Origin of the sequence: Phocaeicola sp. RTP21198st1_B8_RTP21198_201120 (assembly GCF_040929485.1) — a bacterium.
In the GTDB taxonomy this organism is placed as follows: domain Bacteria; phylum Bacteroidota; class Bacteroidia; order Bacteroidales; family Bacteroidaceae; genus Phocaeicola; species Phocaeicola dorei.
Window position 1 is genome coordinate 1 of record NZ_JBCOCI010000012.1, and the last position, 330, is coordinate 330.

Annotated in this window: 1 pseudogene; it reads left to right on the plus strand. The window is 32.1% G+C overall.

The features are described 5' to 3' along the window. Nucleotides 1–330, plus strand: a pseudogene (locus tag AB5935_RS07485) (hypothetical protein); the annotation flags it as partial.

Genomic DNA, 330 nt, shown 5'->3' on the forward strand with positions numbered 1-330 from the left:
TTATATGCCTGATTACATCAGAAAAAACCTTAGTCTTTGGGCAATCGGTCCAAAATGGAATCGCAATATATTTATAAAATGTGCTTTTTATTGTTATGTCATTCCCATAAGAATCATGCAATCAAAAAGCCGCAAAAAATTTGACAAATACACACGTAAATATTTACATTTAACACAACGATATAATTCCTTTCAAGAACTTCTAAACAATCCACCAGAAGCTGACATATATTTTTGTGGTAGTGACCAAATTTGGAATATACAAATAAAAAATGGATTAGATCCAGCTTTTTATTGCGACTTTGCTCCCATGAAAGCAACACGTGCATC